This window comes from Methylobacterium sp. SD274 (assembly GCF_017355285.1).
Classification (GTDB): Bacteria; Pseudomonadota; Alphaproteobacteria; order Rhizobiales; family Beijerinckiaceae; genus Methylobacterium.
Window position 1 is genome coordinate 65,532 of sequence record NZ_JADIJP010000020.1, and the last position, 24,243, is coordinate 89,774.

Annotated in this window: 20 protein-coding genes; 8 read left to right on the top strand and 12 right to left on the bottom strand. The window is 65.7% G+C overall.

Annotation, left to right across the window (positions count from 1 at the left end):
- Positions 1–181: 181 nt before the first annotated feature.
- A complete protein-coding gene (locus IPV08_RS17050; protein WP_207412745.1) occupies positions 182–1,315 on the top strand; it encodes an aminomethyltransferase family protein in 1,134 nt (377 codons plus the stop codon).
- Between the two features lie 95 nt (positions 1,316–1,410).
- On the opposite strand, the gene IPV08_RS17055 is transcribed toward IPV08_RS17050, so the two are convergent.
- Positions 1,411–2,469, bottom strand: coding sequence for a LuxR C-terminal-related transcriptional regulator (locus tag IPV08_RS17055; protein ID WP_056426462.1), 1,059 nt, complete (start codon positions 2,467–2,469; stop codon positions 1,411–1,413).
- 425 nt (positions 2,470–2,894) lie between these two features.
- On the opposite strand from IPV08_RS17055, the gene IPV08_RS17060 reads away from it, so the two are divergent.
- The 3 genes from IPV08_RS17060 (at position 2,895) to IPV08_RS17070 (ending at position 9,056) form a co-directional block, all read left to right on the top strand.
- Positions 2,895–4,250, top strand: a complete 1,356-nt coding sequence (locus IPV08_RS17060; RefSeq protein WP_207412746.1) for an NAD(P)/FAD-dependent oxidoreductase — start codon at positions 2,895–2,897, stop codon at positions 4,248–4,250.
- A 60-nt stretch (positions 4,251–4,310) separates the two neighbouring features.
- Positions 4,311–6,698, top strand: a complete 2,388-nt coding sequence (locus tag IPV08_RS17065) for an aminomethyltransferase family protein (RefSeq protein WP_207412747.1) — start codon at positions 4,311–4,313, stop codon at positions 6,696–6,698.
- Positions 6,699–6,980: 282 nt separating this feature from the next.
- Entirely contained in the window at positions 6,981–9,056 is a 2,076-nt protein-coding gene (locus IPV08_RS17070) for a methyl-accepting chemotaxis protein (protein ID WP_207412748.1), read from the top strand.
- Between the two features lie 103 nt (positions 9,057–9,159).
- Here IPV08_RS17070 and urtA read toward each other — a convergent pair whose 3' ends face one another.
- The 9 genes from urtA to IPV08_RS17115 all read right to left on the bottom strand — a co-directional run bounded on the left by urtA (position 9,160) and on the right by IPV08_RS17115 (position 17,494).
- On the bottom strand, positions 9,160–10,410 hold the full coding sequence (gene urtA / locus IPV08_RS17075) for an urea ABC transporter substrate-binding protein (RefSeq protein WP_207412749.1): 1,251 nt from the start codon (positions 10,408–10,410) through the stop codon (positions 9,160–9,162).
- Between the two features lie 226 nt (positions 10,411–10,636).
- Positions 10,637–11,497: an urease accessory protein UreD gene (locus tag IPV08_RS17080; protein WP_207412765.1), complete on the bottom strand. Its 861-nt coding sequence runs from the start codon at positions 11,495–11,497 to the stop codon at positions 10,637–10,639.
- Positions 11,498–11,502: 5 nt separating this feature from the next.
- The gene (gene ureG / locus IPV08_RS17085; RefSeq protein ID WP_207412750.1) at positions 11,503–12,138 is read right to left on the bottom strand and encodes an urease accessory protein UreG; all 636 of its coding nucleotides are present in this window, start codon (positions 12,136–12,138) and stop codon (positions 11,503–11,505) included.
- Positions 12,139–12,152: 14 nt separating this feature from the next.
- Positions 12,153–13,865: an urease subunit alpha gene (ureC, locus tag IPV08_RS17090; RefSeq protein WP_207412751.1), complete on the bottom strand. Its 1,713-nt coding sequence runs from the start codon at positions 13,863–13,865 to the stop codon at positions 12,153–12,155.
- 144 nt (positions 13,866–14,009) lie between these two features.
- Complete coding sequence (locus IPV08_RS17095) at positions 14,010–14,705, bottom strand: urease subunit beta (protein WP_056426446.1); 696 nt, start codon at positions 14,703–14,705, stop codon at positions 14,010–14,012.
- Positions 14,706–14,865: 160 nt separating this feature from the next.
- On the bottom strand, positions 14,866–15,564 hold the full coding sequence (locus IPV08_RS17100; RefSeq protein WP_056426443.1) for an urease accessory UreF family protein: 699 nt from the start codon (positions 15,562–15,564) through the stop codon (positions 14,866–14,868).
- Positions 15,564–16,028 (bottom strand): urease accessory protein UreE, encoded by a 465-nt coding sequence (gene ureE, locus IPV08_RS17105; protein WP_207412752.1) that lies wholly within the window; start codon positions 16,026–16,028, stop codon positions 15,564–15,566. The genes IPV08_RS17100 and ureE overlap by 1 nt, the downstream gene beginning before the upstream one ends.
- 177 nt (positions 16,029–16,205) lie before the next feature.
- A complete protein-coding gene (locus IPV08_RS17110) occupies positions 16,206–16,427 on the bottom strand; it encodes a hypothetical protein (protein WP_207412753.1) in 222 nt (73 codons plus the stop codon).
- A 371-nt stretch (positions 16,428–16,798) separates the two neighbouring features.
- On the bottom strand, positions 16,799–17,494 hold the full coding sequence (locus IPV08_RS17115; protein ID WP_200919077.1) for a GntR family transcriptional regulator: 696 nt from the start codon (positions 17,492–17,494) through the stop codon (positions 16,799–16,801).
- Positions 17,495–17,633: 139 nt separating this feature from the next.
- On the opposite strand from IPV08_RS17115, the gene IPV08_RS17120 reads away from it, so the two are divergent.
- Positions 17,634–18,605, top strand: coding sequence for a ribokinase (locus IPV08_RS17120; protein ID WP_207412754.1), 972 nt, complete (start codon positions 17,634–17,636; stop codon positions 18,603–18,605).
- A 29-nt stretch (positions 18,606–18,634) separates the two neighbouring features.
- Here the strand turns inward: IPV08_RS17120 and IPV08_RS17125 are convergent, their stop codons facing one another.
- Both IPV08_RS17125 and IPV08_RS17130 read right to left on the bottom strand, forming a co-directional pair.
- Positions 18,635–19,426: a hypothetical protein gene (locus IPV08_RS17125; protein WP_348646145.1), complete on the bottom strand. Its 792-nt coding sequence runs from the start codon at positions 19,424–19,426 to the stop codon at positions 18,635–18,637.
- Positions 19,427–19,608: 182 nt separating this feature from the next.
- Positions 19,609–20,241, bottom strand: coding sequence for a LuxR C-terminal-related transcriptional regulator (locus IPV08_RS17130; protein WP_207412767.1), 633 nt, complete (start codon positions 20,239–20,241; stop codon positions 19,609–19,611).
- Between the two features lie 283 nt (positions 20,242–20,524).
- On the opposite strand from IPV08_RS17130, the gene IPV08_RS17135 reads away from it, so the two are divergent.
- The 3 genes from IPV08_RS17135 to IPV08_RS17145 all read left to right on the top strand — a co-directional run bounded on the left by IPV08_RS17135 (position 20,525) and on the right by IPV08_RS17145 (position 24,229).
- Complete coding sequence (locus tag IPV08_RS17135; protein WP_207412755.1) at positions 20,525–21,109, top strand: hypothetical protein; 585 nt, start codon at positions 20,525–20,527, stop codon at positions 21,107–21,109.
- A 3-nt stretch (positions 21,110–21,112) separates the two neighbouring features.
- Entirely contained in the window at positions 21,113–22,207 is a 1,095-nt protein-coding gene (locus IPV08_RS17140) for an AAA family ATPase (RefSeq protein WP_207412756.1), read from the top strand.
- A gap of 66 nt (positions 22,208–22,273) precedes the next feature.
- On the top strand, positions 22,274–24,229 hold the full coding sequence (locus tag IPV08_RS17145; RefSeq protein WP_207412757.1) for an AAA family ATPase: 1,956 nt from the start codon (positions 22,274–22,276) through the stop codon (positions 24,227–24,229).
- The last annotated feature ends 14 nt before the right edge of the window (positions 24,230–24,243 follow it).

The window sequence follows — 24,243 nt, forward strand, 5'->3', positions numbered from 1 at the left end:
CCGTCGGCTCCGGCAGCCCGCGCGCGGGACGAGACAGAGCCCGCCCAATCAAAAAACGGAACGCTAGAGCTGCGCCCGACCACGTTGGGTCGGGGCACATCTCTAGGCCTTTGTTTTGCCGCGCTCTTTTTCGCCGAACCGGCATCCACTTCGGCGGAGAGCGCTCTAAGGGACAGCCGCCATGAGCTACAAAGACCTTCCCCGCCAGTCGGCCCTCAACGAATGCCATCTGGCCCTGGGCTCGACACTCGACGCAGAGTGGAACGGGATGCCCATCCCCCAATCCTACAGCACCGACCGCTACGAGGAGACCACCATCGTCCGCTCGCGGGCGGGCCTGTTCGACGTCTCCGGCCTTCGCATCGTCAACATCTCCGGTCCGGACGCGGAAGCGATGCTGAACGCGATGCTCACCAGCGACGTCGGCAAGATCGCGCAAGGTAAGTCGGCGATCAGCAACATCGTCGACGAGAACGGCTCCCTGATCGACGACGTGCTGGTCTACCGCGACGGGCCGCAGGCCTTCCGCGTCTCGCATGGCGGCGGCAGCCTCGAAGACGTTCTTCCCGAATTCACCGAAGGCCGCGCCGTGGAAGCGGCCCGCGACGACGACGTCCACATCCTGTCGCTGCAGGGACCGCTGGCCCTCGCGATCCTCGCGCCGCACACGCCCTTCGATCTGGCGACTCTGAAGTATTTCGAGCATGTCCGCACGACGCTGTTCGGCCGTGACGTGTCCCTGGCGCGGGGCGGCTACTCGGCCGAGCGCGGCTACGAGGTGTTCTGCGCCGCCAAGGACGCCGTCGCCCTCTGGGACGCGATCATGCAGGCGGGCGAACCCTTCGGCATCGTGGCGGCCTCCTGGGACTGCCTCGACATCGTGCGCGTGGAGGGCGGCCTGCTGTTCTTCCCCTTCGACATGCCGAAGCCCGACACCACGCCGTGGGAAATGGGCCTGGCCTGGACCGTCGACCTCGACAAGGCGGATTTTCGCGGCAAGGCCGCCCTGCTGGCGAGGAGGGGCACCGAGCGTTTCAGCCAGGTCGGCCTCGAGATCCTGCACCATGAGGCGGTGACGCCCGGCGCCAAGATCTTCAAGGATGGAATCGAAGTTGGGACCGTCAACAGCACCACCTACAGCCGCCACCTGATGAAGTCCCTCGGCCTCGCCCACCTGCCACCGGAGCTCTCCGCCCTCGGAACCGAGGTCGAGGTCCAAACCGAGACCGGCCCGCTGGTCGCCAACGTGGTGCGGACGCCGTTCTACGACCCGATGCGCCTGCGCACCCATCCGGCCGACGAACGGACCGCCTGATACCAGACCGCGAGCCGGCGGCATGCCGCCGGGCCCCGGTGAGACCGGCCTGCGGGTCGGCCTCACCGGGAAGCCGCGGAGCTATGCGGCCCGTGTCAGGCCGAGGGAAAGAACGGACTGAACTTCTTGATGAGATCCCGTTCCGACGTGACATCCACCTTGCGATAGATTCGGATCTTGCAGTTCTTGATCGTGCCCTTGCTGATCTTCAGAATCTGCGCGATGTCGCCCGTGGCCTGGCCTTTCATGGTCAGGGTCAGGATGTCCCGCTCCCGCGGCGTCAGGGCTGTCAGGATGTCCGCCGCAGCCTGATAACTGGCCAGATCGTCCTGCGCCGAGACTTTCGGACCCAGCATGAAGATCCGGCCGCCGGGCGCCAAGGCGAAGTCGCGATCGAAGGTCTCCGACGTGATCACATGATCCCGCGCGTGGACGGTCTGGATAGCGTCCGCGCGAGCCAGCGTCTCCAGCATCGGTTCGATGGAGACATCAGCCAGGACCGCCTGCTTCCAGGTCTCGTTGGCAAACACCTCCACGTCGTGGCGGTCTCGGATCAGGGTCGGGCGGTTGAGCAATCCCTCCGCCTGCTTCCCATTCGTATAGCGCAGATTGCTGAAAAGGTGACCGAGATGGCTCCGGTGACATCCCTCTAGGGCCGGAAAGATCAGTTCCGCCCGACGGACATCCTCCTGCGAGAACTCCCCCCGCTCGCGTTCGAGGAACAAGCCGAAGCAGCAATGCCCCACCGTCGAGAAGAACATCCCCAATTCGTCGGAAATATTGGCGGCGGGGCGGAAGATCTTCGCATAGAGGATCGATTCTGGGCTGGTATGCCCGATCTCCGACAATGTCAGGATGCCCGGCTTGCCGAACGTCTTCCAATAGAGGGAGAACGGATCGATCCGAAGGCATTTCCTGTTGTAGAAATCCACGATCTCGCTTGGAACCCCGGTGGTGTAGAGCACGTCCGGCGGGGCCACACGCGAGTAACGGATGATCCATCCCGAATCGCTCTCAATGGAGAGAGCGAACAGGGACAGTAAGTTCCGGTGAAAACCCTCGGTTCCGATCGAAGCCGCGACCTCGCCGAACCGTCTGTACCATTCGGCGTCGGTCAACCCGATGCCACCGTTCCGGATCGGTTCGTCACTCATCCTAAAACGGTCATCTTGGAAACGGTGCCATCCACTGCATCTCACGGCGCTCGTCGCGAGACGGCCGGCCTCGCCCATGCGCAGGTCCCGCACAGTATCGTCGGCAGCCCCACCACCCAAGGCCTTCTTTACCCCCCGGTCCTTCGTCCACGGTCGTAAAGAGAGAATGCGGATGCAAGGTAATGGCACATTATCTGCTCGAAACGACCATTTGGCACGATCCTCGCAAACCCAGACGCCCCTCGTTTTTTCAATGCAGAGGCTGACCCACACAGTAGTGCCAACAGTCACTATTGCATCGCCATCTCACCCCGGCATAAAATTTTCCCAGGAAGAATGAACGCGCGGGGCGATCCTCGCTGTCGGAGCGGATGGCTCAATCGGGGGCCGTCTCGCCTCACACGATGTTTCTCGGAGATCTCATCATGCGGAAACGGGTTGCGATCATCGGCGCGGGTCCGAGCGGATTGGCTCAGTTGCGGGCCTTCGAGTCCGCGCGACGCCGAGGCGAGGAGATCCCCGAACTCGTCTGTTTCGAGAAGCAATCCGATTGGGGCGGCCAGTGGAATTATTCCTGGCGCACCGGCCTCGACGGAAACGGCGAACCCGTCCACAGCAGCATGTATCGCTACCTCTGGTCGAACGGCCCGAAGGAATGCCTCGAATTCGCGGATTACTCCTTCGAGGAGCATTTTGGCCGCCCGATTCCGTCCTATCCACCGCGGGCGGTGCTGCACGATTACATCGCCGGCCGCGTCGAGCGCAGCGATGTTCGCAAGTATATCCGCTTCTGCACGCCCGTCCGCTGGGTCAGCTATTCGGAGGAAACCGGCAGGTTCACCGTGACGGCGAAGGATCTGATCGCCGATGAGCATCAGGTCGAAGAGTTCGATTACGTGGTCGTGGCCAACGGGCACTTCTCCGTGCCCAACGTCCCGAATTTAGAGGGACTGGAGCAGTTCCCAGGCCGTGTGATGCATGCCCACGACTTCCGCGTCGCCGACGAGTTCGCCGGCAAGCATCTCCTGATGATCGGCGCAAGCTATTCCGCAGAAGACATTGGCACCCAGTGCATCAAGTACGGCGCGAAATCGATCACCTTCAGCTACCGCACCAAGCCGATGGGCTTCGATTGGCCCGAAGGCTTCGTGGAGAAACCGCTTCTGCTGAAACTCTCGGGGAAGGCAGCGCATTTCAAGGATGGCAGCACCAAGGAAGTGGATGCGATCATCCTGTGCACGGGCTATCAGCACACCTATCCGTTCCTGCCGGACGAGCTGCGCCTCAAGTCACACAACTGCCTGTATCCGGCCGGGATCTACAAGGGCATCTTCTGGCAGTCGAACCCGAAGCTAATCTATATCGGGATGCAGGATCAGTATTACACCTTCAACATGTTCGATGCCCAGGCCTGGTATGCCCGCGACTACATGATGGGCAAGCTCACCCTGCCGGGCGCGGAAGAGCGGAACGCCGACATCACCAAGTGGCTGGCCTATCAGGACACGCTCACCAACCCGTTCGAGGCGATCGACTTTCAGACGGAGTATGTCCGCGAGCTCCTGGCGGCGACCGACTATCCTCCCCTCGACGTCGACAAAGTTGCCGAGCTGTTCAAGGAATGGGAGCACCACAAGATGGAGGGCATCCTCACCTATCGCGACAGATCCTACCGCTCGACCATCACCGGCACGCTCTCACCGGCCCATCACACCACATGGATGAAGGCGATGGACGACTCGCTCGATGCCTTCATGGGCCTGCCCCAAGCCGCGGAATGATCGCGTAACACTCTCGCGTCGGCCCGGCCGCATCGCGGCCAGTTCACCAGGGATCGTCGAATGAACCAGATCTGGATGCAGCCCGAGCCCGCGCGGGGAGGTGCGGCGCCCCGCACGCTCTCGTTCTCGGCGAGGGGTGGAGCCTCAGCCTTCTTCGAGGTCGAGGCCGGGGATCGTCTGCGCATCGTGGATCCGGAAGGGCGCCAGCCCGCCTTTCTCTATGCTCGCCCCGATGCGTTCGGAACGGCGGCCGCGGACGGGCGCGTCGCCTCGAACGTGGGGGATCTCTTGCGCCGGCGGGGCGAGGGGATGGGCGGAGAGGCGGAAAGCGCCGCCCTCGCGCGGCATGGCCTCGCAGCGTCCGATCTCGAAGCGCACGCTCTGTTTCACGGCAAGTCCCAACCGGGCTCGGCCTTCGAGGTGACGGCGGCGGCCGCCTCGGTCTGCGTGCTCATCGTCCCCGGCGGCCCGATGGAGCCGGACGCGCAGGATCCGCCGACCGATCTGCGGGTGGAGATCGAGCCTGTGACGTCCCTCGAGGGGAGGGCGCCGCCGCCGCTGGCTCCGCCCCTTCTCGACCTGCGCGTGAGGGCCGCGACGGCGGAGGCCTTCACGGTCAAGGCCGGTCAGTACATCCAGATCATCGACGTGGACGGGCGCCAATGCGCGGATTTCCTCGCCTTCGATTCCGTGGCCCTCGAAGCGGGTGATGAATACGGCCTCGACGCCACCACCACGCATACCCTGATGGGATCGACGGCGCCGAAACCCGGCCTGCTGTCGAAATATTTCGACGCGCGCATGGTCCCCCTGGTCGAGATCGTGCAGGACACGGTCGGGCGCCACGATACGTTCATGCTCGCCTGCTCGGCCAAGTATTATGAGGATATGGGGTATCCCGGTCATTCGAACTGCACCGACAACTTCAACGCTGTCCTGCGACCGCATGGGGTTCAGCCGAAGAAGGGTTGGCCGGCGATCAACTTCTTCTACAACACCGTCGCCGGGCCGGATGATAAGATCACCATGGACGAGCCCTGGTCACGCGCGGGCGATTACGTTCTGTTGCGGGCGCTGACCGACCTCGTCTGCGCCACCTCGTCCTGCGCCGACGACATCGATCCCGCCAATGGCTGGTGCCCCACCGACATACACGTCCGGGTCTATGATTCTGAAAGCGCCTTCTCCAAGGGTATGAGCCACCGCATGACCCCCGATGCCGAACCGCGCCTCACCCGCGAATCCGGGTTTCACCCACGCACCGCCGCCCTGACACGGAAGATGGAAGATTATCGCGGGTTCTGGGTGCCGACCTGCTTCAACGCGGCGGGCCCGCTGGAGGAATACTGGGCCTGCCGCGAGCGGGCCACGATCATGGACCTCTCGGTCTTGCGCAAGTTCGAGGTGATCGGGCCCGATGCCGAGGATCTGATGCAGCTCGCGGTGACACGCAACGTGCGAAAGCTCGCCGTCAACCAGATCGTCTATACCGCCATGTGCAACCCGCATGGCGGGATGATCGACGACGGCACGCTGTTTCGCCTCGGCCAGAACAACTTTCGCTGGATCTGCGGAGACGAATATTCCGGCATCTGGCTGCGCAAGCTCGCCGAGGAACACAAGCTGAAGGTCTGGGTGAAGAATTCCACCGACCAGCTTCACAACGTCTCCGTCCAGGGGCCGAGATCGCGGGCGATTCTGTCGAGCCTCGTGGTCAGCCCGCCCCAGGAACCCACGATCGACGAGTTGAAATGGTTCCGCTTCACCGTCGGGCGCATCGAAGGCGTTCCGGTGCTGGTGTCGCGAACCGGTTATACCGGCGAACTCGGCTACGAGGTCTGGTGCCATCCGAGCCGGGCGACCGACCTCTGGGACGCGATCATGCGGGCCGGTGCGCCGCATGGCCTCACACCGATGGGGCTCGCCGCCCTCGACATGCTCCGGATCGAGGCCGGCCTCGTCTTCGCCGGATACGATTTCTGCGACCAGACCGACCCGTTCGAGGCGGGAATCGGCTTCACCGTGCCCAAGGACAAGCCGGACCACTACATCGGATCGGAGGCGGTGGCACGTCGGCGGGACAACCCGCACAAGCGGATGGTCGGCCTAGACGTCACGGGCAACGAGCCCGTCGTGCATGGCGATCCCGTCTATGACGGCCGGACCCAGATTGGGATCGTCACCAGCGCCACGAAATCACCGATCCTTGGCAAGACCATCGCCCTGGCGCGCCTCGACGTCTCGGCGGCGGCCATCGGTCGGTCGGTGGAGATCGGTAAGCTCGACGGCCATCAGAAGCGGCTTTCCGCGACCATCGTGGCGTTTCCCCATTTCGATCCCAAGAAGATTCGTGTCCGAGTGGGACCGCCGGCAAGTGAGGATCTGGGAAAGCTATGCTTCCCAAAGCCCTCGCCGGAGACCGTCGCAACTGCCGGAATTCCAGCTTAGGTAGCTCTCAATAGACCGCAACGAGGCTTCTTCACCAACCATTCTTCCGCAACTGACGAACGAACACCCAATCGCACGAGCTAAAATCCTACGGATACGCGAAAGAATTTTGCGAACACCACCATCGGTCCTCCTCGCGGATTCGGACAACCTTTAATCCGCTCACTACAAACCTTGCATTGGGAAAATGGAAATTTAAATCATACTACCAATAGATCATTTGTTAACCTGCCAATTGGATATTGCCTCAGTGCATATCTTATGGGCGGAACCGATCCTGCAATGGCCACTCTTTCCTTCAAAGCCGCGATTGCGGGCAGCGTGTCGCTGGCAGCGATCTTCACCGTCGGAACGATCTTTCTGACCAGACAGATCGGCGACTCGTTCGCCACCCAGGCCGAGGCGCTACAGGGGGAGACACTGTCGAACGAGGCGCGCGCCGTCCGCGGTCGCCTGGACGAGGTCGCCCAGATCGCGAAGAATATCGCTGTGGTCGCCGGCGCCATGCAAAGCAGTGGCGTGAAGGATCGCGCAATTTACGATGCGGCTCTCAAGCGGCTGTTGGCAGAGAATCCCGCCATCCTCGCCACATGGACCGGGTGGGAGGCCAACGCTCTCGACGCGCGCGACACCGAGTTCGCCGGTGGTTCCACCTCCGACGCCACCGGGCGTTTCCTGCCGTACTGGAACCGTGGCAGCGGCACCATCGTGCGCGAAGTGCTGACAGGCTACGAGAACCCCGTGGAAGGGGCCTATTATCAGCAGCCCAAATTGCTGAATCGGCCCGTCGCCATCGAGCCGTACAACTACCCCGTGGCGGGGAAGGACACGATGATCATGTCCTTTGGGGCACCGATCACAGTCGACGGTAAGTTCCTCGGCGTCGGCGGGATCGACATCGATCTGACCGCGATGAGCACGGCAGTGGCTTCAGTCCAACCCTTCGGCACCGGCTACGTCACGCTCGTCTCCGCTCAGGGCGGAGCGGTGGCGTATCCGGATGCGAAGGTGGTCGGCAAATCCCTCGACAAGCTGGATCCCGCGGCTGCCATGGCGGCCCGACGGGCGGTCGAGACCGGGGAGCGCGTGCAGGAGGTCGTGACCGGGCCCGATTCCCGATCCTGGCGCTACATGGCCGAGCCGATCCAGGCCGGAGCGACGAAGGATCGCTGGGCGATCGTCACCGCCGTTCCCGTGGCGACGCTGACGGCCGCGGCCGACAGGGCGCAATGGATCCTCATCGGCATCTCGGCCCTGTGCGTCCTGGCGAGCTCCGCCATTCTCTTCGCCCTCATCCGGCGTCTCGTCGGCGTGCCGATCCGGGCGCTCGGCACCACGATCGGCGACATGGCCGCGGGTGATTACAACGCGCCTGTGCCGCAGGCGGACCGCCGGGACGAAGTGGGGCTCGTGGGCAAGGCCGTCGTCGGGCTGCGCGATTCCCTGCGGCAGAGCGCGGAGGCGGAGGAGCGCCGGAAGGAAGCGGCCCGGGTGATGGCGGACGAGGAGCGTCGGGCCGGCACGCGGGGCTTGGCCGATGGGTTCGAGAACGCCGTGGGCGGCATCGTCGGCCTCGTCGCCTCGGCCGCCACAGAATTGCAGGCCACCGCGCGCGAGATGGCCGACACCGCCGCCCGCACGGCCGGCCAGTCCGACACGGTCGCCAACGCGGCCCGTGACGCGGCGGCGAACGTGACCGCCGTCGCGACGGCGGTGGAGGAACTGGGGAGCTCCGTTCAGGAGATCGCCCGGCAGGTGAGCGGTTCGAGCCAACTGGCGCAGGAGGCCGTCGACGAAGCCCTGCAGACCTTCGGTTTCGTGGAGGCCCTGAGCGGGGCAGTGGCGAAGATCGGCGACATGGTGACGATGATCAACGCCATCGCCGCGCAAACCAACCTGCTCGCCCTCAACGCGACCATCGAGGCGGCACGCGCCGGCGATGCCGGCCGCGGATTCGCCGTGGTCGCCTCGGAGGTCAAGGAACTCGCCAACCAGACCGCACGCGTCACCCAGGACATCGCGGGCCAGATCGCCGTGATCCAGGGCTCCACCGACCAGGCCGTGACGGCGATAGGCACCATCACCAACCGCATCAAGGAGATCAGCACGGTGGCGACCACGATCGCGGTGGCCGTGGAGCAGCAGGGTGCGGCGACGCAGGAGATCGTCCGCAACGTCTCCCTGGCGGCTGTCGGCACCGGTGAGGTGACCTCGAACGTTACGGGTGTGGCCGATGCCGCCGTGCATACCGGCGCCGCGGCGGATCAGGTGCTGGTCTCGGCATCGGAACTGTCACGCCAGTCGGAACATCTCGGTTCCGAAGTGCGGCAATTCCTGGCCAATGTCCGGGCCGCATAAATCCCTTGTGAAGGACCGCCGTCTCACCCGTTCACGGGTGGACGGCAGTCCTGTCGATCGACACGACACGGCGGTCCGGGCTTCGGACCGCCTTCGATAGGGTCTACTGATACCCTTTGGGGAATGGGTCCGGCTTGATCAGCTCCGGGCTCGTATAGACGATCTCGAACTGGCCATCGGCCTTGGCCTTGCCGACGCGGGTCTTGGACCAGAGGTGGTGATTGGGGTCGACGCGCACATAGCCTTCCGGCGCGTCCTTGAATTCCAGGCCCGGGGACGCCGCGACCACTTTGTCGACATCGAACGAGCCAGCCTTCTCGCAGGCCATCTTCCACAGGAACGGGCCGAGATAGGCGGCCTGGGTCACGTCGCCGATGACGGTCTTCTCGCCCCACATCTTGTGGAAGGCGGCGACGAAGGCCTTGTTGTTCTCGTTCTCGATGGACTGGAAGTACTTCATGCAGGAATAGGCGCCCGCGATGTTGTCGCCACCGATGCCCTCGACCTCGTCCTCCGTGACGGACAGGGTGAGCAGGGTCTGTTTCGAGAGATCGATGCCGGAGGCCTTGAGCTGCTTGTAGAACGCCACGTTCGAGCCGCCGACGACGGTGACGAAAATCACCTTCGGCTTGGTGAGCTTGATCTTGTTGATCACCGAGTTGAACTGGGTGTGGCCGAAGGGGAAATACTCCTCGCCGACGACCTTTCCTTTGAGCACGCTCTCGATGTGCTTGCGGGCGATCTTGTTCGAGGTACGCGGCCAGATGTAATCCGAGCCGATGAAGAAGAAGCTGTCGCCGCCCTTCTCCTTGTGGACCCAGTCGAGGCTGGCCAGGATCTGCTGCGTCGCCTCTTGCCCAGTATAGATGACGTTCTTGGACTGCTCCAATCCCTCGTAGAAAGTCGGGTAGTAGAGCAGGCCGTTATACTGCTCGATCACCGGCAGCGCCGCCTTGCGCGAAGCCGAGGTGAAGCAGCCGAAGATCGCCGCGCAATGGTCGTTGACGAGGAGCTTCTTGGCCTTTTCGGCGAAGGTCGGCCAGTCGGAAGCGCCGTCCTCCTGGATCACCTTGATCTTGCGGCCGAGGATGCCGCCGGAGGCGTTGATCTGCTCGAAGGCGAGCTTTTCGGCCTGCGTGGCACCGGTCTCGGAGATCGCCATCGTGCCGGTGACGGAGTGGAGGATGCCGACGGTCACTTCAGTGTCGGTGACGGCGAGTCCCGTCGTGTTCACGGTATCGGCAGCGAAGACGGACGAGCTTCTCGTAGCGGCAATGATGGGGGCTGCTGCCAGGCCGAGTAACAACCGGCGACGAAGCTGAAGATAAGCGGTGCCTTCGTCTTTCGACGCCATCGGTTCGTTCCCCACTTTTCATTGCGGAGGACATGCCTTTGTCCACCCACGGTTGCTCCCTGGAGCAGGATCACTCCAAATCAACCGACGCACACTGTCGGTAAGAAACTTCGTTTCTTAAAGGGCAAATTGGCTGCATGGTGCATCATTGCTGGGCAGGCTGAGCGTCTTTCCTTCACGACCGCTGAGCGGAGCCCGCGCCCGCCGATCCAGTCCAGTCCCGTCCTCATTTGCGACGGCGTGCAGGGGCGCAGCCGAACAGCGCGGCGAAAGCGACCGCGAAGACCGCATCCATGCCCGTCGACAGCACGCCGCCATTGCGCGCGAGGACCCGCACGGCCAATCCGGCGGCGTTCGGAAGCGGGCTCGCTCCGCACAGGCAGCCGATTCCTTCGGCGGCGACCTGGAGCACGCCGATATCGGGACGGCAATCGACGCTCCCGAGGATCACCATCGAACCATAGGCCGCGTAGGCGCCCATGGGGGAGGCGGGGCTTGCCAGGGTCGCGCCGTCGAGGGTGGAGCGCTCGTTGACGAGGATGCGTCCATCCTCAGTTTCGACCCGTAGGGACAGGGCAATCCGGGAGAAGGGCCGGCCCATGCCGGTCGGATCGTGGCTGGCGAAGCCTTCGCTGACGATTACGCGGGCATCCGGGCCGACGACGATGCGGGTGTCGAGATCCAGCGCCGAGTCGGGAAACAGGATCATCGGATCGGGATGGAGCGCCAGGCTCGCGTCGCTGGCGATGGCCAGACGCGTGTCCTGGCGTGCCGCGAAGGCGCCGGTATCATGCACGACGGTGGCCGATTGGGTGGTGACATGGGCCCGGCTCCCGGGCCTCGCCGTGATGTCGAGGCCGAGGCGGTCGGCCCGGTAGAGCCCGCCGGAGGCCGATTGGAGATACAGCGTCGCGATGTCGGGATGGTCCGGATACATCCGGAACGGCCGGGTGATGTGGAACGGATAGGGCACGACCTGCTGCGACAGCACCGTGGTCCCGCCGCCGCGCACGAAGACGAGGCGGGCTTGGCGATGCCGCGAGCGGCCCGCTCCCTCCGGCGAGGCACCCCGGACCTCCTCTCCCACGTCGCTCAAGGCGCGAAGAGCACGGCGCGGCAGATCGCATCCGCCACGGCCTCGATCCCGTCGCCCGCGCGGGCATTGGTGGCGATCATCGCCTTGCCGCCGCGCACGGCGGTGGCCTCGCTCAGCATGGCGGGGAGGTCGATCCCCACATGGGGGGCGAGGTCGGTCTTGTTCACCACGAGAAGGTCGCAGCGCAGCACGCCGGGGCCACGCTTCCTGGGGATGTCGTCCCCCCCCGCCACGTCGATGACGAAGATCCACCAATCCACCAGATCGAGGGAGAAGGTGGAGGCGAGGTTGTCGCCGCCGGATTCGAAGATCAGGAGATCGAGGCCGGGAAAGGCCGCCTCCAGGGCGTCGCCGGCGGCGATGTTGAGGGTCGGGTCCTCCCGGATCACCGTATGCGGACAGGCGCCGGCCTCCACCGCCGAGACCCGGGCCGGGTCGATCAGCCCGGACCGGCGCAGGCGCTCCGCGTCCTCCTTGGTGACGAGGTCGTTGGTGACGATGGCGAGATCGACGCCGCGCCCCGCCAGGACCGGGATCAGACGCTCGATCAGCGCCGTCTTGCCCGACCCGACGGGTCCGCCGATGCCGATCCGCGCGGCGCTGGCGCGGGTCGGGGAGGGGGTGAGAGTCATTGCGGGATTGAGCATCAGCGCAGCATGTAGCGTTGGGCGAGGGGGAGGACCTTGGCCGGTTCGCAGGTCGCGATGGCCCCGTCGACGAAGACGTCGAAGGTCTGGGGATCGACGCGAATATCGGGGCAGGCGTCGTTCCAGAGCATGTCGGCCTTGCTGAGCGTCCGGGTGCCATGGGCCGGCAGCAGCGCCTTGCGCAGGCCGAGCTCGTCGCGCAGGCCCCGCTCGATCGCCAGCGGATGGACGAAACAGGCCGAGAGCCCCTGCTTGGCGAGGCCGAACGCGCCCCATTGCGGGCGCAGCAGCATCGGCTCGCAGGTCATCAGCGACGCAGCGGAATCGCCCATGGCGCCCCAGGCGATGAAGCCGCCCTTGATGACGAGTTCCGGCTTGATGCCGAAGAAGGCGGTCCGCCACAGGACGATGTCGGCCATCTTGCCCTCTTCGAGAGAGCCGATGTGATCGGCGATGCCGAAGGTGCGCGCCGCGTTGATCGTGTATTTGGCGATGTAGCGCTTGATCCGGGCATTGTCGCCGAAGCCGGCCCGGTCCTCGGGCAGGCTGCCACGCTGGTCCTTCATCTTGGAGGCGAGCTGCCAGGTCCGGCAGATCACCTCGTGGATGCGGCCCATGCCCTGGCTGTCGGAGCCGAGCATCGAGATCGCGCCGATATCGTGCAGCACGTCCTCGGCCGCGATGGTCTGGGCGCGGATGCGGCTCTCGGCGAAGGCCACGTCCTCCGGCAGGGCCGGGTTGAGGTGGTGGCACACCATCGTCATGTCGAGATGCTCGTCGAACGTGTTCACCGTGTAGGGATTGGTGGGGTTCGTCGACGAGGGCAGGCAATGGGGCAGGCCGGCGACGCGGATGATGTCCGGCGCGTGCCCGCCGCCGGCCCCTTCCGTGTGATACATGTGGATCACCCGGCCGCCGATGGCGGCGAGCGTGTCCTCCACGAAACCGGATTCGTTGAGCGTGTCGGTGTGGAGCTGGACCTGGAAATCGTGCTCGTCGGCGAATCCCAGGCAGGCATCGATGGCCGAGGGCATCGCCCCCCAATCCTCATGGATCTTCAGGCCGAGCACACCGGTCTCCAACTGCTCCTTGAGGGCCGCCGGCTTGTGGGTGTTGCCACGGCCGAGGAAGCCGAAATTCACCGGCCAATGCTCGGCCGCCTGGAGCATCTTGCCCGTGTTGAACGGCCCCCCGGAATCGATGCCCACGGTGATCGGCCCGAGCGAGCCGCCGAGCAGGGTGGTGATGCCCGACGCGATGGCGTGATCGGGCAAGCCCGCGGAATCGAAATGGACATGGACGTCAATGGCGCCCGGCGTCGCGATCAGCCCCTCGCAATCGCGCACCGTGGTGCCGGCGGACACGATGAGCCGCGGATCGACCCCGTCCATGATCGCCGGGTTGCCGGCCTTGCCGATGCCGACGATCTTGCCGTGGCGGATGCCGAGATCGCCCTTCACGATGCCGAGCACGGGATCGATGACGAGGACGTTGCAGAGCAGAAAATCGAGGGCGCCCTCGGCCGAGGTGATGCCGGGCGCCATGCCGATCCCGTCGCGCAGGGTCTTGCCGCCGCCATGCAGGCATTCGTCGCCGTAGACGGCGTAATCCTTCTCCACGACGGCGACGAGGGAGGTGTCGGCGAGGCGCACGCCGTCCCCCGTGGTGGGACCGTAGAGGGCGGCGTAGTCGCGGCGGGGGATCGTCACCATGATCGTCTCCTTGATACCAAGCGGCACTGATCTTGACCGATGGCCGGGATCAGTGCGTTCGGCGGACGCCCGCCGCCGCGCCGTCGCGCGGGCAGACGACGATGAGGTCTCCTCATCGTCGTCCGGTCTGACACGCCCGGACTTCTAGGCACCCTTGAAGCCGCCGGCTTTGGCCCGCGCCAGGGCGGCGGCGCGGTCCGCCGGCGTATCGATCGTCCCCTGGGTCAGGTCGTTCAGCCCGGTGAGCCGGCGTTCGCCGCCGAACCCCACCAGGGTCACGGTCTTGCGCTGGCCCGGCTCGAACCGCACCGCAGTGCCGGCCGGGATATCGAGGCGCAGGCCGAGCGCCGCTTCACGATCGAAGTCGAGGGCGCGGTTGACCTCGAAGAAGTGGTAATGCGACCCGATCTGCACCGGACGGTCGCCGGTATTGACCACCTCGATAGTCGTGCGGGGACGCCCTGCGGACAGCTCGATCTCCCCCTCGGCGGGCAGGATGGCGCCGGGCTCCAGCGTATCGGCCGGCGCCCCTTCGGCGGGCCGGATCGGCTCGTGCACGGTGACGAGCTTGGTCCCGTCGGGGAACACGCCCTCGACCTGCAGGATCGGCAGCATGGCGGCGATGCCGGGCATGACGTCCCCGGTGGTCAGGATGGTCGAGCCCCACCCGATCAGATCGGCGACGCTGCGCCCGTCGCGGGCGCCTTCGAGGATCTCGTCGGTGATGATGGCGACGGCCTCCGGATAATTGAGCTTGAGGCCGCGCGCGCGACGCTTCCGTGCCAGTTCCGCCGCCGTGAAGATGGTCAGCCGTTCGAGTTCGGTCGGTGTCAGCAGCATGGGCAATCCTCAACGCATGACGCGGCAGAAGGAGGCGGGTCTTCCGAGCCGCCATGCGGCAAGACGTGAATCAAAAAACCGCGGGCCGGCAAACCACAGATCGATCGGGGCGCTGCGGGCTCGAAGGTGACAATCGGGGCCCGCCTTACGGAACCGCACCTCAATTCGCGAACAAGCGCAGATCGGCCCGCGCATGGCGCATGGTGGCGATCTCGATCAGCGGTGTGAAGGCAACGAGCATGATGTCCGGGCTTTCCCTGTCGTCCCGGGCCGCCCCCTGCATAGGTTGGGCCGCAATCTCCGCCAGAACCGGCATCAGGGCGGTCAGGATGCGCTGAGCCTCGATGGCGCCGACCAGCCCAAGCCTGACGGACGCGGTGACGAGGGCAGTGGCACATTGGTAGCCGGCGATCTCGGTGATCGCCGTTTCGTCCAGACCGAGGGATCGCCACAGCGCGCCCTGCATCACCGCCAGATGCCCGAGAAGGCGGCCGTCGCGCACGGCGCGTTGCAACCCGTCGGCCCCCGCCGTCCCGATGCGGGTATGGGCGGCGAGCAGCGCACCACCGTTGCGGCGGCTGCCCGTGCGCATCGGCTCGGGCAGGCAGGCCGCCTCCATGGCGGCATCGATCTGGGCGAGCCGCGCGAGATCCCCCGCCGCCCGATGCGCCAGAACCAAGGCGACCCGGTCGCTGCCGGCCCAGCGGTGACGTAGAACGGCCTCGACCGCATGGCCCAGTTCGGCCCCGCCGAGGCCGTCGAGTAGCGCCGCAAGCCCCTCGATCCCATTCGAGAAAGCGAAGCTGCCGCTTGGAAAGGCCGAATCCGCCTGCTGCAGGGCAATGAGCCGCTGCAGCATCAGGCGGCCTCGTTCCGAGCGTCGAGTCCATGCGTCACGCGTCCGCCAGAGACGAGATCGCCGAGGCGCGCCAGATAATCTTCCGGAGGACCTTCGAGCGCGACGAGAAGATCGTCACCATCGAACCGGACGCGCCAATGCAGGTTGCCGGCGTGGTAGCCAAGTTCGAGGGCGGCGATCCTGTCCCTGGGCGCGAGCCGAAGCCAGCGTTCCGCCCCGACCCGCACCACCACGGCCCGGTCCGCATCCAGGATCAGAACGGCACCGTCGAACAAGGTTTCCTCGCGGGGCAGGGCGATGGCGATCTCCTCACCGCCCCTCGTCGTCGCCCGTAACCGCCGCCGGGCCATGTCGGCGCTGTCGATCGCCAGGATGTCGACGGCATGGCGGTGATCGAGATGATGCAGGCGGTGCGCGATCTCTGGATCGAGCCTGCTGCCTACGATACGGTCGATGACGCGCATTCGGTATCCGCTTTCCCGCAAGGTCCGGGAGACGAGATCAGGCTCAGTCGTTCCGGGCAGCCAGCTTTCGGGCGAGCGTATATCGAAACGCGTCCACTGCAATCGCCTGCAGCCATCTTTTCCCATTCAGGCGGTAAGACGCAGGACGGGCCCTGATGCCGGGGCGAACTCGTGGCGCTACGGCGCCGCTGCCCCCGCGGTCAGGGGAGGACGGTAGAAGGCTCCAATTTCGCGGATCAGATCGCGCCGCTGCTCCTCCACCAGATCCGAGAGGATGTCATCGTGATCCCGGCTGATGACCGAGAGCAGACGCACATTCGGATACTTGCCTTCGAAAACAACGAACACTTCCGCCTCCCCAGAAGGGTCGAGGGGATCGAGGCAGTAATGGTTAGCCATACCGAAACTCCGAGCCATCGCGACAAGAACTGGATTTCATCGAAACCCTTCCGACAAGGCGGCAACCAAACAATCACTCGTCGTTTCTAATCTTCCGAAACCTGTATCTCTCGGAAAATGACCTGTTCGGCCACTCAGCATTTCCAAGTTGCACATAGCGATGAAGACGATCACGCCCATGCCTTGGGGACATCGGCCTCGAATCGGCTGCTCCGATTGCCTCCACGGCTATCACGCAAAAGTAATGGCCGCTACCAAAATGGGTCCAAAATCAGCAATTCCATAGTATTCACATATTTTGGAAAGAGAATGGTACCCTTGACTGGTACCAAAACGGGAGATGCCCGTCGGTCCGGCCGTTGCCTTCGTCCTTATGTGCGCAGGCGCAGCCGGTAGGCGTAGGCATCGCCGCGGAAGAGCCCTTCGACATACTCGATCAAGCGGGAATCGGTGCCGTAGGAGCGGCGCTTGATCAGCAGGCAGGGAAGCGGCTCGGAAAAGCCGAAGATCGCGCATTCCTGCGCCTCGGGGGAGGCGGCCTCGATGGTTTGCTCGCAATCGACCAGGGGAACGCCGCACTCGGCGAGGCGGGCATAGATGGACCCCGACAGGTCGACCTCGGCGAGGCCGGGCGCGAGACCGAGATCGTACCAGGCCTTCTCCACGGAGAGTGGAATGCCGTCCCCCATGCGCACACGCACGAGTCGGAGGAACCGGGCGGTGGACGAGAGACCGAAGATCGAGGCGATGGAGCGGTCCTCGCCGATCGTCCGTTCGAGAATGCGGGAGGAGGGGACGCGACCCAACTCGTGCATCTCCTCGGTGAAGCCCTTGAGGCGCTCCATCCCGGGCTTGATGCGCCGGAAGCCGTCTTCCACGATGTAGCCGTTGCGGCCATGCGCGCTCACCAGGCGCTGCTGGCGCAGAGCGTCGTAGCATTGCTGGACGGTCTTCCTGCTGATGCCGAGATCCTGCGCAAGCTTCCGTTCGGCTGGCAGCGTGGCTCCGGGACCAAGAACACCGTCCGTAATCATGGCCCGGAACTGGTGCTCCAGCTGCCGATACATCGGAAGAGCCGTGTCGTTCTGGATGCGGAGGTTCGCGAAAACGCTTGGTGTTTTGGTCAATGCGGCGGCATCGTGCGAAGAGCGTGCGGGCAGCGTGTCACTGTCCCTTCCTTACAGGATCTTGCGGCGGGCTCGCTACATGGGAAGCGCCTTCGTGCTCGGGAGTTTCGTCGCGGCCGGCACGTTCCGGGTCGACCGGCTTCCCCATCCCGGCGAATCCCTCCTGGCCTCCGCCGTCGCCTGGGAGCCAGGAGGCAAGGGGTTCAATGTCGCCGCCGGCCTGCGCAGGCTCGGCGTGGAGGTCGATGGGCTGATCCCGGTGGGTACGGACCATCTCGCGGCGCTGGCGGATCCCGCGCTTCGGCGGATGGGCCTGCCCGCCGCCATGATACGGCACCATCCAGGCTCCACCGGCATCGGCGTCGGTTTCGTCGGGGCCGATGGCGAGAATTGCCTCGCAGTCCATCCCGGCGCCAACCTGCTCCTGTCGCGGGAGACCGTGCGCTCGGCGGCGGCGAGCCTCATCTCCTCCGCGATGGTGATCGCGCAGTTCGAGATCGGCGACGACGCCATCGCCGAAGCCTTCGTGACGGCGCGCGTGGCCGGCGTCCCGACCCTGCTCAATCTGTCGCCGTTCCGGATGACGCAGCCGGAGATCTTGTCGGAGATTCTGGCATCCACCACGATCCTCGTGGTGAACCAGACCGAGGCGGAGGCTCTCCTCGGATTCCTGTACCCTGGGCGGGCCGGCGGCAACGACCTGCGCGCCGTGGCCGGGAAGCTCGCGGAGGCGCTGCATGCACGCGGCGTGGAGGCACTGGTGATCACCTTCGGCGCGGCCGGCGCGCGGATCGTCCTCGGCGGCTCGACCGTCCTGGACCAGCCGGCCTTCCCGGTGACGGCGATCGACACGATCGGTGCCGGCGACGCCTTCATCGCAGGCCTGGCGGCGGGCCTCCTGACGGGCAGATCCTGGAGTGAGTGCGGACGGATGGCAGCCGCCTGCGGCGCCCTCGCGGTGACACGAAGCGGCGTCCTCGACGCACTGCCGGATCCAGGTGAGGTGGCGGAATTCCTCTGCGCCTACCCGCCCCCGATGGAGGCCCCATGACCCGGCCGGGTTGGGGATGGCGGCCCGCCTCAGCGATATGTGCCGCTGACTTCGTCGAACGCGTAGGTCCGGGCATCCCGGCCCGTCGCAGGGCGCACCTTTCCATCCTCGCCACGGACCGTGCCGGTGAGGGTCACCCGGATGGGAGGCCATGCGAGGGGCTTGAACGAATCCTCCGCTAGGATCTCGAGCTGACCCAGGCTCTTGCCCATCCCGCAGGGTTGCCCGTCATCGGAATCGCAGGCGGCGGTGTCGTCGGACCCGGCGGGGACCTCGCCGACCACCCTCCAGCGAAGCGGCACCTTGCTGAAATGCAGCAGGAGGAAGCTGAGGCTGTGCGCGCCCGCCGCTCCATAGGATGTCAGGCGCAGGCCCATCACCAGACGAATCCGGTTCACCGGCCTCGTCACGGCGCCGAGCGCCTCATCCACTTGAGGAGCGTCCCCGTTGCGGTTGCCGGTCCCGATCTGCCCGATATCGGCCTGCACGCCCTTGAGGCGCCAGTGCATTTCCTCCAGGGCGAAGGTTGCGGCGGCGATGGTCCGCCGGTTGGGCATCTCTGCAATTTCCCCTGGCGCCGCCATCGTCGCAAAGCCTGTGAACCAAGTTCCGGTCGAGGTGGAGATCGTTGTCCCGTACCAGAACTCCGCCGGGCGCCCGTCCTTCATCCGGCAGGTTCCGGTCTCGGCGCGCGCTGGAATCCCGCAGATCGCCGCCAGAACGGTCTCCTTCGGCGGCTGAACGACGTCCGGATCGGCCGAGGCGGGCGAGAGCCCGCCGACTACCGAACCGGCCAGGACCAGCATCGCCCACACACTCACGCGCCTCGAACACCCATGTCGATCATTGGATCTCTTCACGAGGCCAGACCGGGGATGGCCCCCACGGGGCCGATACGGGATGGAACACATGGACGGTGAAGCCTCGCCGGCATCCGGCATGCCGGACAGTGAGAGATCGGCCCCAGAGGGCAATGCCCGAGCACCCGCCCCGGCAATCCGGATCATTCGAACACACCGGCATTGGCCGCCTTCGCAGCAGCGGCGGAGCGGGAGGTGACGTCGAGGGCCCGCAGAAGCGCCGAGACGTGGATCCGGACCGTGAACGGGGAGATGTCCAGTTCCCGGGCGATCTCCTTGTTCGTGTGCCCCATGGCGACGAGGCGCAGGACGTCACGCTGGCGCTGCGTGAGCGGCGGAAGGGTGAGGCGCGGGGTGGTGAGGCCCGAGGCGGTGCTTCGCCTCATCACGCTCTCGCCATCGCGCAGCGCCGCGATCGCCTGCGAGATCTCCTTCGCGGGCAGGGATTTCCCGATGAACCCGTCGGCGCCCTCGGCCAAGACGGCGCGGATCACGGCTTCGTCCTCGATTCTGGAGACGACGATGATCGAGGCCTTCCGGAATTCCTCGCGCAGCGCACCGATGGAGCGATGGGGATCGATCCCGGGAAAATCCGGATCGAGGAGAAAGGTCTGCGGTGGCGGTCCGGCGCGCGACAGTGCCAGAACCTGCTCCATCGAGGCGGCTTCTCGAACGAGGGCTTCCGGGTAGAGCCGTTCGGCGATGTGGATCATCCCCGCGCGGAACAGCGGATGGTCATCGGCGACGATGATCGTCTCTTTCAACGTCCCGATCACTCCACTCCCGACCAGGGCATCGGATTCATCCCGCATGGGACCGAGCTGGTGGCTTACTGCCTGGACAGAGACAGGAAAGGTCAAGGCGGACGCCATAGGTCATGTGTACTAGTAGACCGATTTTTAACAGGTGCATAGAAGCTTGACCGATTAAGAAACGAGAAATTGCCAGGATTTTTTAGAATAATTTTAATATTTAACCTACGGGATAATATTTATTAATAAAAACATCAACTTATACTAGAAGTTTCAATTATTTTAGCCAGAATATGGAGCTGGAAAGATGTCGAATACTGAGCATCAAACGCAAGCTCAGGACAGGAGCGCCGATCTCAAAGCGGCTCCTGCGGGACCGGTTCAGGCAAAGCCGGCCGTTTCACCGAGCATCATCGCCCTGGCCGGTGGCATCGTGGCGGCGGGCGCTATCGCGGCCTTCCTGCTCATGGGTGGCGGAGAGATGGCGGGGACGGCCGAACGCCCGGCCCTGAACCTCGTCAAGACGAGCGAGATCGACAAGGCCGCCGAGACCCTGGCGCCGGAGGAGAAGGAGAAGCTCGTCACGCAGGCCAAGGCCTGCACCGCGCCCCTCGGCAACATGCGCCTGTCGAAGATGACGGCGAATGCCGGCGGCGTGGTGCGTATCCGGGCGGGCAACTACCTCTCGCCGGCCTTCAACGTCGCCGAAGGGCCGATCAACATCGCGGTCCCGTTCCCCGCCCCCTACGAGGTCGGCAGGGGAGAGATCGTCGTCGAGGGCGCGGCCAAGGACGTCTTCTTCGAGCTGACGCCGGGCCTGAAGATCGACACGACGGGCGGCGTCCAGCGGATCCCCGTCATCTGGAACACCAGCAAGCCCTGCGGAGGCTGACCGATGTCGAAATCCGCCATCATCCCGTTCGTCATCTCGGGACTTCTCGTCGCGATCCTGACGCCTTTGCTGATGAGCACGGAATACGGGCCGGTGGCATGGTGGAACGCCGCCGGAAGCGAGTTGCGGTGGCAGGCCGCCATCGGGTCGGCCGCCGCCCTCTTCGCCGCCCTCGGCCTCGTGGTGACGGCCACGGCCGCGCGGCGGGCCGAGGCGGGCCTGGGGCAACCGGCCGGGGGCTTGAGCCTGCCGCGCCTGCTCTTCGCCCCGCGCCGCATCGTCGAGGCACGTTCACCCGACGAGGTCATCGGCACGCTCGAGGGGATGGTCGGCCTCGCGCCGGTCAAGCGCGAGGTCAACGCCCTCATCGCCCGGCTCGAACTGGAGCAGCGCCGCCGCGCGGAAGGCCTACCGGTCTCGGCGATCAGCCAGCACATGATCTTTACCGGCCCGCCCGGCGTCGGCAAGACCGAGGTGGCGCGGGCGATCGGCGAGATCTTCCGCGCCCTGAACGTCCTGCGCCGCGGCCATCTCGTGGAGGTCGACCGCGCCGGGCTGGTGGCGGGCTATGTCGGGCAGACCGCCGCCAAGACCCTGGAGAAGTGCCAGGAGGCCCTCGACGGGGTGCTCTTCATCGACGAGGCCTACACCCTCGCGGGCGGGTCCGGCGGCGGCGATTTCGGCAAGGAGGCGATCGACACCCTGCTGAAGTTCATGGAGGACAACCGCGACCGGATCATCGTGATCGTGGCCGGCTACACCAACGACATGCGCCGGTTCATCGACACCAATCCGGGGCTCGCCGGGCGCTTCACCAAGACCATCGAGTTCCCGCCCTACAAGCCGAAGGAGCTGTGCGAGATCCTCCGGCGCATGGCCGCCCGCCAGCAATTCACGCTGCCCGAGGGGTTCGAGGCGGCGCTGACCCCATGGCTCGCCCAGCGTTCCCGCTCCGACGACTGGTCGAACGCCCGCGAGATGCGCACCCTCCTGGAGAAGGCCCGCGAAGCGCAGGCCGCCCGCGTCGCCCTGGAGGGCGGCGACATGCGCCGCCTGGAGATCGTCGACCTGCTCTTCGCGATCGGCGAGGACGCCTGAGGGCCAGCGCCCCTTCCGGACCGCGACACGCACCGCGCCCGACCCGCATCAAGGCACGTCACATCCATGGAACGCCTCGACAAGCATCCCGCCGCCCTCTTCCTGGCCATCGTGCTCGGCGCGACCGCCCTGGTGGTCGCCCTACGGCCGGACGTGCTCGCTCCCCTGGCGGCGACACCCTCGGCCCTGCTGCGCAACGTCCTGATCCTGGGGGGAATCGTCGGCGGCCTGCTCGCCGCCACCTACATTCCGGCCCGGATCGCCGGCATGCGGCGCGCGATGGATCAGGAGAGGGCGAACCGGAAGATCCGTCCGATCCAGTTCGAGGATGACGGCGCGGCGGTGGAGAAGAAGGACCTCCTCGCCACGGCGCTGGCGACCCTGGACGGCATGGTCGGCCTCGCGCCGGTGAAGGCGGAGGTGAAGGGCGTCATCGCCCGGATGCAGGTGGAGCAGCAGCGCCGCGCCCAGAACCTGCCCGTGGCGGCCATGAGCCAGCACATGGTCTTCACCGGCCCTCCCGGCGTCGGCAAGACCGAGGTGGCGCGGGTGCTCGGCAGCGTCTTCAAGGCGCTGAAGGTGCTGCGCAAGGGACATCTCGTCGAGGTCGACCGGGCCGGGCTGGTGGCGGGCTATGCCGGCCAGACCGCGATCAAGACCCTGGAGCGCTGCAAGGAGGCCCTCGACGGCATCCTGTTCATCGACGAAGCCTACGCGCTGGCACCCGGCGGGGCCGGCGGCGGCGATTTCGGCAAGGAAGCGATCGACACCCTGCTGAAGTTCATGGAGGACAACCGCGACCGGATCATCGTGATCGTGGCCGGCTACACCAACGACATGCGTCGGTTCATCGACACCAATCCGGGTCTCGCCAGCCGTTTCACCAAGACGATCGAGTTCCCGCCCTACAGCCCGCCGGAACTCGCCGAGATCCTGCAGCGCATGGCGGCCAACCAGGGCTTCGTCCTGCCGGAGGGCTTCCAGAAGGAGCTGATCCCCTATGTGAGCGCCCGCTCCCGCGCCGAGGATTGGGCCAATGCCCGCGAGATGCGCACGGTGCTGGAGAAGGCCCGACAGGCCCAGGCGATGCGGCTCTCCGCCCATCCCGGCGGCGACATCAACCGGTTCGAGCCCTCGGACATCGCCGCCGCCCTCGGCAGCCAGGGCGCCGGCGCGATCGACATGGAGGAGGCGCGCAGGGTCATCGGCCGCCTCGAGGCGATGATCGGGCTCGCCCCGGTCAAGCAGCAGGTGAAGACCGTGGTGGCGCGGGTCCTGGTGGATGCCAAGCGGCGCGCGGAGGGCATCGAGGTCGGCGCGGTGAGCCAGCACATGGTGTTCACCGGTCCTCCCGGCGTCGGCAAGACCGAGGTGGCGCGCATCATGGGCGACATCTTCAAGGCTTTGGGCGTCCTGCGGAAGGGCCATGTGGTGGAGGTCGACCGCGCCGGGCTAGTGGCGGGCTATGTCGGGCAGACCGCGGCGCGGACCCTGGAGCGCTGCAAGGAGGCCCTGGACGGCATCCTGTTCATCGACGAGGCCTACACGCTGGCCGCAGGCGGCGGTGGTGGCGGCAGCGATTTCGGCAAGGAGGCGATCGACACCCTGCTGAAGTTCATGGAGGACAACCGCGACCGGATCATCGTCATCGTGGCCGGCTACACCGAGGACATGAGCCGGTTCATCGACACCAATCCGGGGCTTGCCGGCCGCTTCACCAAGACGATCGAGTTCCCGGCCTACGATCCCTACGATCTCCTCGAAATCCTGCGCCTGATGGCGACCCGGCAATCGTTCCGGCTGCCGGCCCGGTTCGAGACCGTGCTGCTCCCGTGGATCGAGCGGCGCGCGCAAGGCCGCGACTGGGCGAACGCGCGCGAGATGCGCACGCTCCTCGAGCGCCTGCGCGAGGCCCAGGCCCTGCGGCTCTCGGCCGATCCGCTCGGCGATCACGGCCAGTTCGAACTCGTCGACGTCGAGCGCGCCATCGGGGGCGCGGCGCCCTCCGCCACGGCGTCGTGACCGCATGAGATCCG

Coding starts and splice junctions, on each gene's coding strand:
- IPV08_RS17050 (WP_207412745.1), top strand. CDS start 182: ATGAGCTACAAAGACCTTCCCCGCCAGTCGGCCCTCAACGAATGCCAT.
- IPV08_RS17070 (WP_207412748.1), top strand. CDS start 6,981: ATGGCCACTCTTTCCTTCAAAGCCGCGATTGCGGGCAGCGTGTCGCTG.
- ureE (WP_207412752.1), bottom strand. CDS start 16,028: ATGCGCGTCATCGACCGTATCGTAGGCAGCAGGCTCGATCCAGAGATC.
- IPV08_RS17140 (WP_207412756.1), top strand. CDS start 21,113: ATGTCGAAATCCGCCATCATCCCGTTCGTCATCTCGGGACTTCTCGTC.
- IPV08_RS17115 (WP_200919077.1), bottom strand. CDS start 17,494: ATGTATCGGCAGCTGGAGCACCAGTTCCGGGCCATGATTACGGACGGT.
- ureG (WP_207412750.1), bottom strand. CDS start 12,138: ATGACTCTCACCCCCTCCCCGACCCGCGCCAGCGCCGCGCGGATCGGC.
- IPV08_RS17145 (WP_207412757.1), top strand. CDS start 22,274: ATGGAACGCCTCGACAAGCATCCCGCCGCCCTCTTCCTGGCCATCGTG.
- IPV08_RS17110 (WP_207412753.1), bottom strand. CDS start 16,427: ATGGCTAACCATTACTGCCTCGATCCCCTCGACCCTTCTGGGGAGGCG.
- ureC (WP_207412751.1), bottom strand. CDS start 13,865: ATGGTGACGATCCCCCGCCGCGACTACGCCGCCCTCTACGGTCCCACC.
- IPV08_RS17120 (WP_207412754.1), top strand. CDS start 17,634: ATGGGAAGCGCCTTCGTGCTCGGGAGTTTCGTCGCGGCCGGCACGTTC.
- IPV08_RS17065 (WP_207412747.1), top strand. CDS start 4,311: ATGAACCAGATCTGGATGCAGCCCGAGCCCGCGCGGGGAGGTGCGGCG.
- IPV08_RS17055 (WP_056426462.1), bottom strand. CDS start 2,469: ATGAGTGACGAACCGATCCGGAACGGTGGCATCGGGTTGACCGACGCC.
- IPV08_RS17100 (WP_056426443.1), bottom strand. CDS start 15,564: ATGCTGCAGCGGCTCATTGCCCTGCAGCAGGCGGATTCGGCCTTTCCA.
- IPV08_RS17095 (WP_056426446.1), bottom strand. CDS start 14,705: ATGCTGCTGACACCGACCGAACTCGAACGGCTGACCATCTTCACGGCG.
- IPV08_RS17135 (WP_207412755.1), top strand. CDS start 20,525: ATGTCGAATACTGAGCATCAAACGCAAGCTCAGGACAGGAGCGCCGAT.
- IPV08_RS17060 (WP_207412746.1), top strand. CDS start 2,895: ATGCGGAAACGGGTTGCGATCATCGGCGCGGGTCCGAGCGGATTGGCT.
- urtA (WP_207412749.1), bottom strand. CDS start 10,410: ATGGCGTCGAAAGACGAAGGCACCGCTTATCTTCAGCTTCGTCGCCGG.